Origin of the sequence: Streptomyces ferrugineus, from assembly GCF_015160855.1 — a bacterium.
GTDB classification, from domain to species: Bacteria; Actinomycetota; Actinomycetes; order Streptomycetales; family Streptomycetaceae; genus Streptomyces; species Streptomyces ferrugineus.
Genome location: NZ_CP063373.1, coordinates 1614827 through 1629449 on the forward strand (window position 1 = coordinate 1614827; position 14623 = coordinate 1629449).

The 14623-nt window shown below is 72.0% G+C and carries 11 protein-coding genes and 1 pseudogene; 9 read left to right on the plus strand and 3 right to left on the minus strand.

Annotation, left to right across the window (positions count from 1 at the left end; all coding sequences use genetic code 11):
• Positions 1 to 6: 6 nt before the first annotated feature.
• Positions 7 to 699, minus strand: a complete 693-nt coding sequence (locus IM697_RS07455; protein ID WP_194045846.1) for a TetR/AcrR family transcriptional regulator — start codon at positions 697 to 699, stop codon at positions 7 to 9.
• A 182-nt stretch (positions 700 to 881) separates the two neighbouring features.
• On the opposite strand from IM697_RS07455, the gene IM697_RS07460 reads away from it, so the two are divergent.
• Positions 882 to 3158, plus strand: a complete 2277-nt coding sequence (locus IM697_RS07460) for an MMPL family transporter (protein WP_194045848.1) — start codon at positions 882 to 884, stop codon at positions 3156 to 3158.
• A gap of 55 nt (positions 3159 to 3213) precedes the next feature.
• Positions 3214 to 4266: a zinc-dependent alcohol dehydrogenase family protein gene (locus IM697_RS07465; RefSeq protein ID WP_194045850.1), complete on the plus strand. Its 1053-nt coding sequence runs from the start codon at positions 3214 to 3216 to the stop codon at positions 4264 to 4266.
• Here the strand turns inward: IM697_RS07465 and IM697_RS07470 are convergent.
• Both IM697_RS07470 and IM697_RS07475 read right to left on the minus strand, forming a co-directional pair.
• Positions 4238 to 4831 carry a GNAT family N-acetyltransferase gene (locus tag IM697_RS07470; RefSeq protein WP_194045852.1) on the minus strand — a complete coding sequence of 198 codons (594 nt, stop codon included), beginning with the start codon at positions 4829 to 4831 and terminating at the stop codon, positions 4238 to 4240. The two genes, IM697_RS07465 and IM697_RS07470, sit on opposite strands and share 29 nt — an antisense overlap.
• A 78-nt stretch (positions 4832 to 4909) precedes the next feature.
• A complete protein-coding gene (locus IM697_RS07475) occupies positions 4910 to 5110 on the minus strand; it encodes a helix-turn-helix transcriptional regulator (RefSeq protein WP_194045855.1) in 201 nt (66 codons plus the stop codon).
• A gap of 360 nt (positions 5111 to 5470) precedes the next feature.
• Here IM697_RS07475 and iolC point away from each other — a divergent pair, with 360 nt between their 5' ends.
• The 7 genes and pseudogenes from iolC (at position 5471) to IM697_RS07505 (ending at position 14534) form a co-directional block, all read left to right on the plus strand.
• Entirely contained in the window at positions 5471 to 6421 is a 951-nt protein-coding gene (gene iolC / locus IM697_RS07480; RefSeq protein WP_194045857.1) for a 5-dehydro-2-deoxygluconokinase, read from the plus strand.
• On the plus strand, positions 6418 to 7299 hold the full coding sequence (locus IM697_RS07485; RefSeq protein WP_194045859.1) for a Cgl0159 family (beta/alpha)8-fold protein: 882 nt from the start codon (positions 6418 to 6420) through the stop codon (positions 7297 to 7299). Before iolC ends, IM697_RS07485 begins: the two co-directional genes overlap by 4 nt.
• Before the next feature lie 10 nt (positions 7300 to 7309).
• Positions 7310 to 7402, plus strand: a pseudogene (locus tag IM697_RS44505) (5-deoxy-glucuronate isomerase); the annotation flags it as partial.
• Positions 7403 to 7496: 94 nt separating this feature from the next.
• Complete coding sequence (gene iolD, locus IM697_RS07490; RefSeq protein ID WP_194045861.1) at positions 7497 to 9380, plus strand: 3D-(3,5/4)-trihydroxycyclohexane-1,2-dione acylhydrolase (decyclizing); 1884 nt, start codon at positions 7497 to 7499, stop codon at positions 9378 to 9380.
• A 14-nt stretch (positions 9381 to 9394) separates the two neighbouring features.
• Positions 9395 to 10897: a CoA-acylating methylmalonate-semialdehyde dehydrogenase gene (mmsA, locus tag IM697_RS07495; protein WP_194045863.1), complete on the plus strand. Its 1503-nt coding sequence runs from the start codon at positions 9395 to 9397 to the stop codon at positions 10895 to 10897.
• 122 nt (positions 10898 to 11019) lie between these two features.
• Positions 11020 to 13674, plus strand: coding sequence for a CocE/NonD family hydrolase (locus IM697_RS07500; RefSeq protein ID WP_194045866.1), 2655 nt, complete (start codon positions 11020 to 11022; stop codon positions 13672 to 13674).
• Complete coding sequence (locus tag IM697_RS07505; RefSeq protein WP_194045868.1) at positions 13671 to 14534, plus strand: ABC transporter permease; 864 nt, start codon at positions 13671 to 13673, stop codon at positions 14532 to 14534. Before IM697_RS07500 ends, IM697_RS07505 begins: the two co-directional genes overlap by 4 nt.
• The last annotated feature ends 89 nt before the right edge of the window (positions 14535 to 14623 follow it).

Sequence of the window (14623 nt, forward strand, 5' to 3'; positions counted from 1 at the left end):
TGGGCCTCATGGCGCGGTTCCGGGCGCCCCGGGGTGGCCGGGTCTGTCGCCGGCCAGCGGGTCGAGGTAGCGGATCAGGGCGTTCTTCAGCTCCTCGACGTAGGCGTCGCGCTCGGCGCCCTCGTGGGCGAGGACCAGTTCGAGGCCCGCCTTGTACAGGCCCAGGCACATATGGGCGGTCCGGTTGAGGTCGGCCGGGGCGGCGTCGGGCAGGAACGAGGAGAGCAGGCCCTCGATCCTGGACAGCAGGGTCGCGTGCAGGGCGTCGTGCGCCTCGGCCATGCGGCCCGGGATGTCGGGGCCGTGCATCAGCGAGAAGAACACGGGGTGCTCGCAGTTGAAGGCGATGAACCGGTCGACGGCCGCGCCGACGGCCTCCTCCAGCGGGGTCATGGGATCGACCGGGGCGAGCGCCTCGCCGTACATCTCGCGCAACTCGTGCATGAGCCGGTCGCCGAGCTCGATGGCGATCGCTTCCTTGTTCGGGAAGAACTGGTACAGCGTGCCGGGTGAGACGCCGGCCTCGCGGGCGATGGCGTTGGTGCTGGCGGCGGTGTAGCCGGTGGTGGTGAAGACCGTGGCCGCGGCCTCGAGCAGCTGGGCGATACGGCGCTCGCCGCGTGCCTGACGGCGGCGCGGCTGCTCCTTCTCCTGGCGGTCCCGGTCGTCCTGGCTGACCTGCTCCCGGTTGGCGGACACGCGTTATCCCCAGTTCTCCGAACGCGATTGACAAACGCGAGTGGTCGCTCGCATTCTTGAGAAACGCGAGCGATGTCTCGTGTTTGCCAGTCTATGGCAGTGACGGCTCCATGCTGCCCGGTCGGCGCACAGTTCGGATCGAAGCGGCACAGCATGGATCAGGGTGAAGGGGACACCGCACAATGACCGAAGTCAACAGGCCACCCCGAGTCGGAGGCTGGACCCGCTTCGTGACGGCCCGCCCAAGGTTGTCCCTGCTCGTGGCCCTGGTAATCACCGCGCTCGCCGTGCTGGCCGGCAGCGGCGTCGCCGACCGGCTGGGCAGCGGCGGCTGGGAGGATCCGGCCGCCGAGTCGACCTACGCGACCAAGGCGCTGGAGCGCGAGTTCCCCGCCTCCCAGCCGAACCTCCTGCTCCTCGTGGACGCGGGCAGTGCCTCGGTGGACGACCCCGCGGTCGCCGCTCAGGCGCAGCGCCTCGCGGAGCGGCTGGCCGGCGAGAAGGGCGTCGTAGGCGTCGGTTCGTACTGGCAGGCGGACCCCGCGTCGGCTCCCGCCCTGCGCGCCGAGGACGGCCATGAGGCGCTGATCGCCGCCCGGATCACCGGCGACGAGACACAGATGGGGGAGACCCTGGACCGCATCGCGCCCGAGTTCCGGGGTGCCCACGGCCCGGTGGAGGTGAGCGTCGGCGGCCCGGTCGCGGTGCGGCACGAGATGCAGGCGATCATCCAGGAGGACCTGGTGCGCGCCGAGGTGATCGCCCTACCGGTCACCCTGGTGCTGCTGGTGATGGTCTTCGGCAGCGCGGTCGCCGCCCTGCTGCCGCTCGGCATCGGCATCGTCGCGATCCTCGGCACCAACGCGGTGCTGCGCGGACTGACCGAGTTCACCGATGTGTCGGTCTTCGCGATGAACCTCACCACGGCCCTGGGCCTCGGTCTCGCCGTCGACTACGCCCTGTTCATCGTCCGCCGCTTCCGCGAGGAACTCGCCACCGGCGCCGCACCGCTGCCGGCGGTCGGCACCACCCTGCGCACCGCCGGCCGCACGGTCCTGTTCTCGGCCCTCACGGTCGCGGTCTCCCTCGCGGCGATGCTGCTCTTCCCGCAGTACTTCCTGCGCTCCTTCGCCTACTCCGGGATAGCGGTGGTCCTGCTCGCCGCGGCGGCCGCGCTGATCCTGCTCCCGGCGGCACTGATCCTGCTCGGCCACCGGGTGAACTCCCTGGATCTGCGCAAGCTGTTCCGACGCGGCCGGCCGAAGACGTCCTCCGAGGCGGCCACCGAGGCGTCCTCCAAGACGTCCTCCGAGGCGTCCGGTGCGACGGAGGGCCGGGCCTGGACCCGCACCGCGAACCTCGTCATGCGCCGCGCCCCGTTCTTCGCCCTGGGCACCACCGCTGTCCTGGTCCTGCTCGGCCTGCCCTTCCTGGGCGTGAAGTTCGGCACCGCCGACGACCGCCAGCTGCCGTCGAGCGCCGAGTCCCATGTCGTGCAGCAGCACATCCGCGACGGCTTCCCGGGCAGCCCCGGCGGCGGCCTGGAGGTGCTGGCCGAGGGGCGGGCGACGCCGGCGCAGTACGCCGACTACAAGGAGCGGATCGCCGCTCTCCCGGAGGTGCTGCGGGTCGACGGGCCGCTGGTGAAGGGTGAGTCGGCGTACTTCACGGTGCTGCCGAAGGGCGAGGCGGTGGACGACCCGGCCCAGGGCCTGGTCGATGACCTGCGCGCCACCGAGGCGCCGTTCGACACCAAGGTGACCGGCGCGGCGGCGGTCCTGGTCGACTCCAAGGACGCGATAGCCGAACGCCTGCCACTGGCGGCCGCCTTCATCGCGATCGTCACCCTGCTGCTGGTGTTCCTGCTGACCGGCAGCGTGCTGATCCCGATCCAGGCGGTGGTGCTCAACGCCCTCAGCCTGACGGCGATGTTCGGCGCGGTGGTCTGGGTCTTCCAGGACGGCCATCTCTCCGGTCTGCTCGGCTTCACCAGCCCGGGCTCGATCGAGACGACCCTGCCGGTGCTGATGTTCTGCGTCGCCTTCGGTCTGTCGATGGACTACGGCGTGTTCCTGCTGTCCCGCATCAAGGAGGAGTACGACGCGACGGGCGACCACGACCAGGCGGTCCGGCACGGTCTGCAGCGCACCGGCGGTCTGATCACCGCCGCCGCGGTGATCCTCGCGGTGGTGATGGTCGCGATCGGCACCTCCCGGGTGACCAACACCAAGATGCTCGGCCTCGGTATCGCCCTGGCGGTGCTGATGGACGCGATGATCGTCCGCAGCCTCCTGGTCCCGGCGGTCATGCGCCTGACGGGGCGGGCGACATGGTGGGCGCCGGGGCCGCTGCGCCGCTTCCACAGCCGCTTCGGGCTGAGTGAGTCGGAGGCGGCACCCGGGCCGGCCGCTGTGGAGGAGCGGGACGCGGAACGGGACAAGGTGGCCGCACGGGGATAGCGTTCCGCTGATCACGGCCTACGGCCAGGGCGGACGAGCCATCGAGGAGAGCGGGATGCGGGCTGTCGTGTTCGAGCGGTACGGGGAACCGGCCGAGGTGCGCGATGTGCCCGACCCGCACCCCGCCCCCCACGGAGTGACCGTGCGGGTGGAGGCGACGGGGCTGTGCCGCAGTGACTGGCACGGCTGGCAGGGGCACGATCCGGACATCGCGCTGCCGCATGTGCCGGGTCATGAACTCGCCGGTGTCGTCGAGTCGGTGGGCGAGCGCGTGACCGGCTGGCGCCCCGGCGACCGGGTCACCGCGCCGTTCGTGTGCGCCTGCGGGAGCTGCGCGGCGTGTGCGGCCGGTGACCAGCAGGTGTGCGAGCGCCAGACCCAGCCCGGCTTCACCCACTGGGGCTCGTTCGCGCAGTACGTGGCGCTGGACCACGCCGATGTGAACCTCGTCGCCGTGCCCGAGGAGATGTCCTTCGCGACGGCCGCCTCGCTGGGCTGCCGGTTCGCCACGGCGTTCCGGGCGGTCGTACAGCAGGGCCGGGTCGCGGCGGGGGAGTGGGTCGCGGTGCACGGCTGCGGCGGGGTGGGCCTGTCGGCGGTGATGATCGCGGCGGCCTCGGGCGCGCGGGTCGTCGCGGTGGACGTCTCCGCGCAGGCCCTGGACCTGGCGCGGAAGTTCGGGGCGGCGCAGTGCGTGGACGCCTCCGGCGTGTCGGACACGACGGCGGCGATCCACGACCTCACCGGCGGCGGCGCCCACCTCTCCCTGGATGCCCTCGGTTCACCCGTCACCTGCGCCGCCTCCGTCAACGGCCTGCGCCGCCGGGGCCGGCACATCCAGGTCGGCCTGCTGCCCTCGCGGTCCGGCACGACCCCGGTCCCGATGGCCCGCGCCATCGCCCTGGAGCTCGAACTGCTGGGCAGCCACGGCATGGCGGCGCACACCTACCCGCCGATGCTGGAGCTGGTGCGGGCCGGGGCGCTGCGGCCGGATCTGCTGGTGACGCAGACGATCCCGCTGGACGCGGTGCCGTCGGCGCTGGCGGCGATGGGGTCGGCGCCGGGGGCGGGGGTGACCGTCATCGAGCCGTGGGGTCAAGGGCGTTGAGGCCGGGGCGGCCCTGGTGGGAGGCCCACTCACGGTCGAGGACGGCCATCATCACCCAGTCGACCCACTGACCGTCCCTCAGGTCGGCCTCCCGCCGCACCCCTTCCACCACGAAGCCGGCCTTCTCGTACACCCGCAGGGCACGGGGGTTATGGCCATAGGCCTCCAACTGGACCCGATGCAGCCCTAGTTGCTCGAATCCGTACCCGACGATGAGCCGGGTGGCCTCGGTGCCGAGCCCCCGGCCGCGTCCCCGGGGCCCGATGAGCGTACGGAAGACGCAACTCCGCGCCTTGGGATCCCACTCGTACAGCACGACCTCGCCGACGAGTTCGCCGGTGGCGCGGTCGGTGACGGCGAGGTCGAGGCGGTCGGGTTGGTCGGAGCGGGAGCCGTACCAGGAGCGCAGCCGCTCCAGGGTGAACTCCTCGGAGGACTCGTCGGTGAAGCGGATGACCTCGGGATCCTCGATGATCTCCTTCATGACGGCGGCGTCGGCCTCGGTGAACGGTCGCAGCACGGCCCGGTCGCCGGTGAGTACGGGCTTGACGGAGAAGTCGCTCATGGGGCGACTGTGCCCCACGCGAAAGGTGGGGCGCAGCCGGTTTTTCCGCGAGGTGAGTCGCTTCTGCTTTCCGCGGGGTCAGTCGGCTCTGCGCCCTCGGTTGCCCGGCCGGGACGCCACCCAGGCCCGCACGGTGTCCGCGTACCAGAAGGGCTTGCCGCCCTCCACATGGTCGGGCGGCGGCAGCAGCCCGTGCTTGCGATAGGACCGCACGGTGTCCGGCTGCACCTTGATGTGCGCGGCGATCTCCTTGTACGACCAGAGCCGTCGTTCGGTCATCAGTTGCACCTCCCCGCGCGCGTCGCGGCGGCGACCGGGGGCTGGTCGTCGGGGGTACCGCGCGCTGCGCTGGCGATCACAGAGCCTGTGTCCGGTCAACGACACGGTGTGAGGGCGGACAGGGGCTGTCGGCGGGGTGTGACGCAAGTCCCGCGTACATGCGACATGTGTGACGTGATGGGGGCGTTTGTGACACGGGTGACGCAAAGGCGGCGGTCTACCCGGCCTCCGGAAGGGTCTGGTTCGAATGTCCGGACAAAACATTGACAGGCCTCCCCCGCCAGGGCTACAAAGCCGTGGAGAGCCGACCCGCACACGGTCGGGCACGAGGGCCGCTACGAGGGAGACCGAGGGACACCGATGGCGTACGACCTGATCACCATGGGCCGGATCGGAGTGGACCTCTACCCGCTGCAGACCGGCGTCCCGCTGCCGCAGGTCACGTCCTTCGGCAAGTTCCTCGGCGGCTCCGCGACGAACGTCGCCGTCGCCGCCGCCCGGCTGGGACGGCGGACCGCGGTGATCACCCGTACCGGCGACGACCCCTTCGGCACCTACCTCCACGAGGCTCTCCAGGGCTTCGGCGTCGACGACCGCTGGGTCACCCCGGTGCCGGGCCTGCCCACCCCGGTCACCTTCTGCGAGGTCTTCCCGCCGGACGACTTCCCGCTGTACTTCTACCGGCAGCCCAAGGCTCCGGACCTGGAGATCGACGCCCACGAACTCGACCTCGACGCCATCCGGGACGCCCGTATCCTCTGGATCACCGGCACCGGACTGAGCGAGGAGCCCAGCCGTACGGCGACGCTCGCGGCGCTCGCCCACCGCGCCAAGTCCGGCATCACGGTCTTCGACCTCGACTGGCGCCCGATGTTCTGGAAGGCCCCTGAGCAGGCCCGCCCCTTCTACGCGGAGGCGCTCAAGCACACCACCGTCGCCGTCGGCAACCTCGACGAGGTGGAGGTCGCGACCGGCGTCCGCGACCCGCACGCCGCCGCCCGCGCGCTCCTCGACGCCGGCGTCGAGGTCGCCGTCGTCAAGCAGGGCCCCAAGGGCGTCCTCGCCGTCAACAGCAAGGGCGACCAGGCCGAGGTCCCGCCGCTTCCGGTGAACGTCCTCAACGGCCTCGGCGCCGGCGACGCCTTCGGCGGCTCCCTGTGCCACGGCCTGCTGGAGGGCTGGGACCTGGAGCAGACCATGCGGCACGCCAATGCCGCCGGGGCCATCGTCGCCTCCCGCCTGGAGTGCTCCTCGGCGATGCCGACGCCGCAGGAGATCGAGGCCGCCATCGCCGCGGGGGCCGTCAAGTGACCGTCGACATCGCGGAACTGGTCCGCCTGCGCACCCAGCGCCCCGAAGCGGTCGCGGAGGTGGCGGCGCACCGCACCCGCCGGCCCCTCCTCGGCGACTCCGGCCGGCTGATGATCGTCGCCGCCGACCACCCGGCCCGCGGCGCCCTCGGCGTCGGCGACCGCAAGCTCGCCATGGCCAACCGCGCCGACCTGCTCGAACGCCTCTGCCTGGCGCTGAGCCGCCCCGGCGTCGACGGTGTCCTCGCCACCGCCGACATCCTCGACGACCTGCTGCTGCTCGGCGCGCTCGAAGGCAAGGTCGTCATGGGCTCCATGAACCGCGGCGGCCTCCAGGGCGCCAGCTTCGAACTCGACGACCGCTTCACCGGCCACCGCCCCGAGGACATCCAGCGCCTCGGCTTCGACGCCGGCAAGCTGCTCCTGCGGATCGACTACGCCGACCCGGGCTCCCTCACCACCATGGAGTCCACCGCCCGCGCCATCGACGACATGGCCGCACGCCGGCTCCCCGTCTTCGTCGAGCCGTTCCTCAGCCGCCGCACCCCCGAGGGCAAGGTCGTCAACGACCTGTCCGCCGAAGCCGTCACCAAGTCCATCGCCATCGCCTCCGGCCTCGGCGGCACCTCGGCCTACACCTGGCTGAAGCTCCCCGTCACCGAGAACCCCGACGACATGGCCGAGGTCATGCAGACCTCGACGCTTCCGGCCGTTCTGCTCGGCGGCGAGGTCGGCGACGACCAGGACGGGGCATACGAGAAGTGGCGGGGCGCTCTCCAACTGCCCACGGTGCGTGGCCTGGTGGTGGGCCGATCGTTGCTCTACCCGGCGGACGGGGACGTGGCCGCCGCGGTGGACACTGCCGTAGGACTGCTGTGAGGTTCCCATGATCGCCTCCGGCGCGGATGGCCGCTTTGCTTTGGCAGGAGCGAAGTGCGAGCGAAGACTCCCCGCCCGCTACGGCCCCGCGCCGGAGGTCCCCGACCCGCGCTGTCGAGTCGTACGCGCAGGAGAGCCGTAAGGGATGGGCGGATCCGCTTCCATCCGGCCCACGTAGAAAGCACAGGGGGTTACCGATGACCTCAACGACGAGGCTCACGGTCGCGCAGGCGCTCGTCCGCTTCCTGTCCGCCCAGTACACCGAGCGCGACGGCGTACGGCAGCGCCTGATCGGCGCCACCTGGGGCATCTTCGGGCACGGCAACGTCGCCGGGATCGGCCAGGCGCTGATCGAGTACGGCGATGTCATGCCGTACCACCAGGGCCGCAACGAGCAGGCGATGGTGCACGCGGCGGTCGGCTACGCCCGGCAGTCGGGCCGGCTGTCCACCCACGCCGTGACCACCTCCATCGGCCCCGGCGCCACCAACCTCGTCACCGGCGCGGCACTCGCCACCGTCAACCACCTCCCCGTCCTGCTCCTGCCCGGCGACATCTTCGCCGCCCGCCCCGCCGACCCGGTCCTCCAGCAGCTCGAAGTGCCGTACGCGGGCGATGTGTCGGTCAACGACTGTCTGCGCCCGGTGTCGAAGTACTTCGACCGGATCACGCGGCCGGAGGCCCTGATCCCGTCCGCGCTGAACGCGATGCGGGTGCTCACGGACCCCGTCGAGACCGGCGCGGTGACGCTGGCGCTCCCGCAGGACGTGCAGGCCGAGGCGTACGACTGGCCCGACGAGCTCTTCGCCGAGCGCACCTGGGTGGTACGCCGGCCGGGTGCCGATCCGACCGAACTCGCCGAGGCGGTACGGGCGGTCCGGTCCGCCCGCAGGCCCCTGGTCGTCGCGGGCGGCGGCGTCCACCACAGCCGCGCCGAGGCGGCCCTCGCCGAGTTCGCGGCCATCACCCGCATCCCGGTCGCCTCCACCCAGGCCGGCAAGGGCTCCCTGCGGTACGACCACCCCCAGGACGTCGGCGGCATCGGCCACACCGGCACCGCCACCGCCGACGAGCTCGCCCGCACCGCCGACCTGGTGATCGGCGTGGGCACCCGCTACACCGACTTCACCACCGCCTCCGGCACCCTCTTCGCCGCCGACGGCGTCCGCTTCCTCAACCTCAACATCGCGCCCTTCGACGGCCACAAGCTCGCCGGCATGCCCCTGATCGCGGACGCCCGCAGCGGCCTCCAGGAGCTGACCGCGGCCCTGGACATGCACGCCCACCGGGTCGCCGCCTCCTACGTCACCGAGTACACCGAGGACAAGGAGCGCTGGGAGCAGCGCGTCGACGCCTGCTACGAGGCCGACGAGCCCGACGTACGGCCCACCCAGCCACAGGTCCTCGGCGCCCTGGACGCGATCGTCGACGAGTCGGACGTGATCATCAACGCGGCCGGCTCCCTCCCCGGCGATCTGCACAAGCTGTGGCGGGCGCGCTCGCGCGACCAGTACCACCTGGAGTACGGCTACTCCTGCATGGGCTACGAGATCCCGGCCGCGATCGGAGTGAAGCTGGCCGCGCCCGAGCGCAACGTGTGGGCGCTGGTCGGCGACGGCACCTATCTGATGATGCCGACGGAGATCGTGACCGCCGTGCAGGAGGGCGTCGCGATCAAGGTGTTGCTCGTGCAGAACCACGGGTACGCGTCCATCGGCGGACTGTCGGACGAGACGGGCGCCGAGCGCTTCGGCACGGCGTACCGCTACCGCGCGGAGGACGGCGCGTTCACCGGCGCCCCGCTCCCCGTCGACCTGGCCGCCAACGCGGCGAGCCTGGGCATGCGGGTGCTCCGGGCGAAGACCGTGAGTGATCTTCGGGAGGCGCTCGTCGAGGCCCGCGCCGCCGACACTCCCACATGTGTCTACGTGGAGACCCAAACGGCAGACACAGTGTCGGGCGCGCCGCCCGCGCAGGCCTGGTGGGATGTTCCCGTGGCCGAGACCGCGACCCGACCGTCGGCGGTCAAGGCACGGGAGCTGTACGAACGGCACGTCTCGACCCGACGCCGCCATCTGTGAAGGAGTAACCGGTCATGACGAAGATCGTCAACCACTGGATCGGCGGGAAGACCGCCGAAGGCGCGTCGGGCACGTACGGGCCGGTCACCGACCCGGCGACCGGCGCGGTCACCACGAAGGTCGCCTTCGCCTCCGTCGAGGAGGTGGACGCGGCGGTCGCGGCCGCCAAGGAGGCCTATCTGACCTGGGGCCAGTCCTCGCTGGCCCAGCGCACGTCCATTCTGTTCAAGTTCCGGGCGCTGCTGGACGCCCACCGTGACGAGATCGCCGAGCTGATCACCGCCGAGCACGGCAAGGTGCACTCCGACGCCCTCGGCGAGGTGGCGCGCGGCCTGGAGATCGTCGACCTGGCGTGCGGGATCAACGTGCAGCTCAAGGGCGAGCTGTCGACGCAGGTCGCCAGCCGCGTCGACGTGTCCTCGATCCGCCAGCCGCTGGGCGTGGTCGCGGGCATCACGCCGTTCAACTTCCCGGCGATGGTGCCGATGTGGATGTTCCCGATGGCCATCGCGTGCGGCAACACCTTCGTGCTGAAGCCGAGCGAGAAGGACCCGTCGGCCTCCGTCAGGCTCGCCGAACTGCTGGCGGAGGCGGGGCTGCCGGACGGCGTCTTCAACGTCGTGCACGGCGACAAGGTGGCCGTCGACCGCCTCCTGGAGCACCCCGACGTCAAGGCGGTGTCGTTCGTCGGCTCGACCCCGATTGCCCGCTACATCCACACCACCGCCTCCGCCAACCACAAGCGCGTCCAGGCCCTCGGCGGCGCCAAGAACCACATGCTGGTCCTGCCCGACGCCGACCTGGACGCGGCCGCCGACGCCGCCGTGTCGGCCGCCTACGGCTCGGCGGGCGAGCGCTGCATGGCCATCTCCGCGGTCGTCGCGGTCGGGGCGATCGGCGACGAGCTGGTGGACAAGATCCGCGAGCGCGCCGAGAAGATCAAGATCGGCCCCGGCAACGACCCGACCTCCGAGATGGGCCCCCTGATCACCGCCGCCCACCGCGACAAGGTGGCCTCCTACGTCGCGGGCGCGGCGGCCGAGGGCTGCGAGGTCGTCCTCGACGGCACCGGCCACACGGTCGACGGCTTCGAGGACGGCCACTGGATCGGCATCTCGCTCCTCGACAAGGTGCCCACGTCCGCGAAGGCCTACCAGGACGAGATCTTCGGCCCGGTGCTGTGCGTGCTGCGCGCCGAGACCTACGAGGACGGCGTGGCGCTGATCAACAGCTCGCCGTTCGGCAACGGCACCGCGATCTTCACCCGGGACGGCGGCGCCGCCCGCCGCTTCCAGCTGGAGATCGAGGCCGGCATGGTCGGCGTGAACGTCCCGATCCCGGTCCCCGTCGGCTACCACTCCTTCGGCGGCTGGAAGGACTCCCTCTTCGGCGACCACCACATCTACGGCAACGACGGCACGCACTTCTACACCCGAGGCAAGGTCGTCACCACCCGCTGGCCCGACCCGGCCGACGCCCCCGCCGGCGTCGACCTCGGCTTCCCCCGCAACCACTGACGCCGGCGGACCTCGTACCGCGCCTGGTGTACGCGGGAGCCCGCTCGTACTTCCGTGGGAGGGGCCGCGGTTCGGTCTCCGGTCGATAACTCGTCGACAGGTTCGCCCCGTACCGTTGAACCATGGATCTTCGATTGCCCGGGCTCCGCGCACTACGGGGGCCGCGGCGGCTGCTGGCCGCCGCGGCCGCTGTCGTGGTGATAGCCGGTGCGGGTACATGGACCGTCGCGTCGGCCGACGACAGCGCAACCCCGGTGCGGCGGGCCGACCGGGTCATGGACATGGGTGACGGGGTGCGCGTCGACACCTCGTACTTCACCGGCGCCGACAGCGGCCGCCGCCCCGCCGTGCTGCTCGCGCACGGCTTCGGCGGCAGCAAGGACGACGTACGGCAGCAGGCCGAGGACCTCGCCCGCGACGGGTACGCGGTGCTGACCTGGTCGGCCCGCGGCTTCGGCAAGTCCACCGGCAAGGTCGGGCTGAACGACCCGAAGGGCGAGGTCGCCGACGTCTCCCGGCTGCTGGACTGGCTGGCGAAGCAGCCCCAGGTCGAGCTCGACAAGGCCGGGGACCCGCGGGTCGGCATGGCCGGCGGCTCCTACGGCGGCGCGATCTCGCTGCTGGCCGCGGGCCACGACGACCGGGTGGACGCCATCGCCCCGGCGATCACGTACTGGAACCTCGCCGACGCCCTGTTCCCCAACGGCGTCTTCAAGAAGCTGTGGGCGGGGATCTTCGTCAACTCGGCGGGCGGCTGCGAGAAGTTCGAGAAGCAGATCTGCGAGATGTACGAACGGGTCGCCGAGTCCGGCACCCCGGACGCGCAGGCCCGCAGCATGCTTCAGGAACGCTCGCCGTCGGCCGTCGGCGACCGCATCAAGGTGCCGACCCTGCTGGTGCAGGGCCAGTCCGACTCCCTGTTCCCGCTCGGCCAGGCCGACCAGGCCGCGAAGGCGATCCGCGCCAACGGCGCCCCGGTCGACGTCGACTGGATCGCGGGCGGCCATGACGGCGGCGACATGGAGACGGGCCGGATCCAGGCCCGGGTCGAGTCCTGGTTCGACCGCCATCTCAAGGACGACAAGAGCGCCGACACCGGCCCGGCCTTCCGCGTCACCCGCACCGGGGGCGTCGACTCCAGCGACGGCCAGGCCCTGCTGCGGGGCGCGAGCGCGGACACCTACCCCGGCCTGGAGAGCGGCGCGAGGTCCTTCCGGCTGACCGGCGGCGAGCAGAGCTTCGCCAACCCGGCCGGCGCCAGCCCGCCCGCCGTCTCGGCCCTGCCCGGACTCGGCGGCTCCGGCGGCCTGGCCCAGCTCTCCTCGCTCGGCGTCGGGGTGTCCCTGGACTTCCCGGGCCAGTTCGCCGCCTTCGAGTCGGCGCCGGTCACCGACGACCTGCGCATCACCGGCTCCCCGAAGGCGACCGTGCACGTCAAGTCGACCAGCGAGGACGCGGTGCTCTTCGCCAAGGTCTACGACGTCGGCCCGGGCGGCGGCACCCAGCAGGTGCTGCCGTCCCAGCTGGTCACGCCGCTGCGCGTCGAGGACGCCAAGGCCGGCAAGGACGTGACGGTCACGCTCCCCGCCGTCGACCACGACATCGAGAGCGGCCACCGGCTGCGCCTGGTCCTGTCCTCCACGGACCTCGGCTACGCCTCCCCGGCCTCCCCGGCGACGTACACCGTCTCCCTGAAGGGCGACCTGTCCGTCCCGACGGGCCCCGGCGTGTCCACCGCGGCCGCCCCGCTCCCGTCCTGGGTGTGGTGGCTGCCGATCACGGGCGCGGTCATCGCCCTGGTCCTGCTGGCGACGGCCCGCCGCCGCACCGCCACCCCCGGGCCCGACGCCGAGCTGGCCGAGGTCCCGCTGCAGATCACCGACCTGAGCAAGCGGTACGCGGGTTCGGAGGACCGGTACGCGGTACGGGACCTGTCCTTCCGCGTCGAGAAGGGCCAGGTCCTCGGCCTGCTCGGCCCGAACGGCGCGGGCAAGACGACGACGCTGCGCATGCTGATGGGCCTGATCAAGCCGGACGCCGGCGAGATCCGCGTCTTCGGCCACGCGATCCGCCCCGGCGCACCCGTCCTGTCCCGGGTCGGCGCCTTCGTGGAGGGCGCGGGCTTCCTGCCGCACCTGTCCGGCCGGGAGAACCTGGAGCTGTACTGGCAGGCCACCGGCCGCCCGCCCGAGGACGCCCACCTCGACGAGGCCCTTCAGATCGCCGGCCTCGGCGACGCACTGGCCCGCGCGGTGCGCACGTACTCCCAGGGCATGCGCCAGCGCCTGGCCATCGCCCAGGCCATGCTCGGCCTGCCGGACCTGCTCATCCTCGACGAACCGACCAACGGACTCGACCCGCCCCAGATCCGCGAGATGCGCGAGGTGATGATCCGCTACGCCGCCGCCGGCCGCACGGTGATCGTCTCCAGCCATCTGCTGGCGGAGGTCGAGCAGTCCTGCACCCACCTCGTGGTGATGGACCGCGGCCGTCTCGTGCAGGCGGGCCCGGTCGGCGAGATCGTCGGCTCCGGCGACACGCTGCTCGTCGGCACTCCCGCGGCCGTGGAGGAGCCGGTCGTCGAGAAGGTCGCCGCCCTGCCGGGCGTGGCCTCGGCCGTGCGCACCGACGACGGACTGCTGGTCCGGCTCGACGCGGACGGCAGCGCGGCGCGCCTGGTCGCCGAACTGGTCCGCCTCGAAGTGCCTGTCCAGTCGGTCGGCCCCCACCGCCGCCTGGAAGACGCCTTCCTCACCCTGATCGGAGGCTCCGCATGAGCACGCTCACCGAGCGCACCGAGGTCGCCTCCGGCTACCGGGCGGGCCGGACGCTGCCGCTGCGCGTGGAGCTGGTCCGCCAGCTCAAGCGCCGCCGCACGCTGGTCATGTTCGGCATCCTGGCCGCGCTGCCGTTCGTGCTGGTCGCCGCGTTCGCGATCGGCGGCGAGCCGGACGGCGAGGGCAATCGCATCACCCTGATGGACACGGCCACGGCGTCCGGCGCCAACTTCGCCGCCGTCAACCTGTTCGTGTCCGCGGGCTTCCTGCTGGTCATCCCCGTCGCCCTGTTCTGCGGGGACACGGTGGCCTCGGAGGCGAGCTGGTCGTCGCTGCGCTATCTGCTGGCGGCGCCCGTGCCCCGGGCGCGGCTGCTGTGGTCCAAGCTCCTGGTGGGGCTGGGCCTGAGCCTGGCGGCGATGGTGCTGCTGCCCGTGGTGGCGCTGGCGGTCGGTACGGCGGCCTACGGCTGGGGCCCGCTGCAGATCCCGACCGGCGGTTCGCTGGCCACGGGGACGGCGGCGCAGCGCCTGCTGGTGGTCGTGGCGTACATCTTCGTGTCCCAACTGGTCACCGCGGGCCTGGCGTTCTGGCTGTCGACGAAGACCGACGCACCGCTCGGCGCGGTCGGCGGCGCGGTGGGCCTGACCATCGTCGGCAATGTGCTCGACGCGGTGACGGCGCTCGGCGACTGGCGCCATTTCCTGCCCGCGCACTGGCAGTTCGCGTGGGCGGACGCCGTACAGCCCACTCCCGAGTGGTCCGGCATGATCCAGGGCACGGCGGTTTCCATAACGTACGCCCTGGTCCTGTTCGCGCTGGCCTTCCGCGGTTTCGCGCGCAAGGACGTGGTGTCGTAGGTCACCGGAAGATCACCCACCGGTCTCAACGGCCGTCTCCCGTGGCCGCTTCGAGACTCATCCGCAACGCTCCGTAGCGCACGTTCCGG